Source organism: Mycobacterium sp. TH-M116 (genome assembly GCF_057473685.1).
Genome location: NZ_JBYCLC010000339.1, coordinates 1 through 1582 on the forward strand (window position 1 = coordinate 1; position 1582 = coordinate 1582).

2 protein-coding genes are annotated in these 1582 nt (G+C 71.5%); both read left to right on the forward strand.

What is annotated here, in order from left to right; all coding sequences use genetic code 11:
* On the forward strand, positions 1-283 hold a 283-nt coding region (locus AC2VOK_RS17400), incomplete at its 5' end, for a dihydrofolate reductase (protein WP_428901598.1).
* 23 nt (positions 284-306) lie between these two features.
* Complete coding sequence (locus AC2VOK_RS17405) at positions 307-1518, forward strand: winged helix-turn-helix domain-containing protein (RefSeq protein WP_428901599.1); 1212 nt, start codon at positions 307-309, stop codon at positions 1516-1518.
* Positions 1519-1582 lie beyond the last annotated feature (64 nt).

Here is a 1582-nt window from a genome sequence, read left to right on the forward strand (position 1 = left end):
CTTCACCGCCGACGGGGCCGAGGTGGTGGCTTCGCTCCAGGAGGCTTTCGGCGGCAGTGAGTCCGAGCCCGAGACCTGGGTCATCGGCGGTGGGCAGATCTACCTGCTCGCGTTGCCGCACGCCGTCCGCTGCGAGGTCACCGAGGTCGACATCGACCTGCCGCTCGCCGACGACGACGCGCTGGCCCCGGTGCTCGACGTCACCTGGCGCGTCGAGACGGGGGAGTGGCGGGTGAGCCGGTCCGGGCTGCGGCACCGGTTTCACAGCTACCGTCGGGGGTGAGCGGTATCCTCGGCGCCGTGCCGATGCGGAGCCGAACGCTGACCGCAGCCCAAGCCCGGCGGACAGCCGTTGCGGCTCAAGGCTTTAGCGGGTCGCGGTCGGTGGGCGCGATCACCGCCGCGCACCTGAAGCGGCTGATGGCGCGAATCCAGGTGCTGCAACTGGATTCGGTCTCGGCGGCGGTGCGTGCCCACTACGCGCCGGTGTTCAGCCGGCTCGGGCCCTACGACCGTGACCTTCTGGACCGCGTCGCGTGGGGCCCGCGGTCGTCGCGGCTGTTGGCCGAGTACTGGGCGCACGAAGCCGCGCTCGTGGCGGTCGAGGACTGGCCGCTGCTGCGCTGGCGGATGCGTCAGTACCGCCACGGTCGCTGGCGCACCCATGTCGTCACCGACAACCCGCACCTGGCCGACGCCGTCGTGGCGGCCGTCACCGAACTGGGGCCCAGCACGGCCGGGCAGATCGAGGCGCACCTGGCCGCCGAGCCCCGCCGCCACAAGGGCGCCTGGTGGAACCGTAGCGACACCAAGTGGGTCGCCGAGGCGCTGTTCGCGTCCGGCGTGCTCACCACCGCCACCCGGGTCGGTTTCGCCCGCCACTACGACCTGGTCGAACGGGTGCTGCCGGCCGAGGTGCTCTCCCGCGAGGTCGACGACGAGGAGGCGATCCGGGACCTCACGCTGCGGGCCGCCACCGCGCTGGGCGTGGGCACCGAGGCCGACATCCGCGACTACTTCCGCCTGTCGGCCGCCCAGGTCAAGCCGGCCCTGGCCGGTCTGCTGGCCGCCGGCGAGGTCGAACGGGTGCAGGTGCAGGGCTGGTCCGCGCCGGCGTACCTGCGGTCCGGGCAGCCGGTGCCGCGCTCGGACCGGGGCACGGCGCTGCTGTGCCCGTTCGACCCGTTGATCTTCTTCCGCCCGCGAGTCGAGCGGCTGTTCGGCTTCCGCTACCGCATCGAGATCTACACGCCACCGGACAAGCGCACGTACGGCTACTACGTGTGGCCGCTGCTGCTGGACGGACGGTTGGTCGCGCGGGTAGATCTGAAGGCCGATCGGGCGGCCGGCAGGCTTCGCGTCGTCGGCGCGTTCGGTGAACCGGACGTGCCCAAGCCGCGGGTGGCCGCAGCGCTGACCGGCGAACTGGAGTCGATGGCGTCCTGGCTGGGGCTGGGCGGGATCAGCATCTCGGCGCGCGGCGATCTAGGGCGTGTCTCCCGAATTTTCGTGTCCTGACCGGCGAAAATTGGTCGGTGACGCGGATTGGTGTGATTTCTGATGAGTTCTGGGCGGTCGTGGA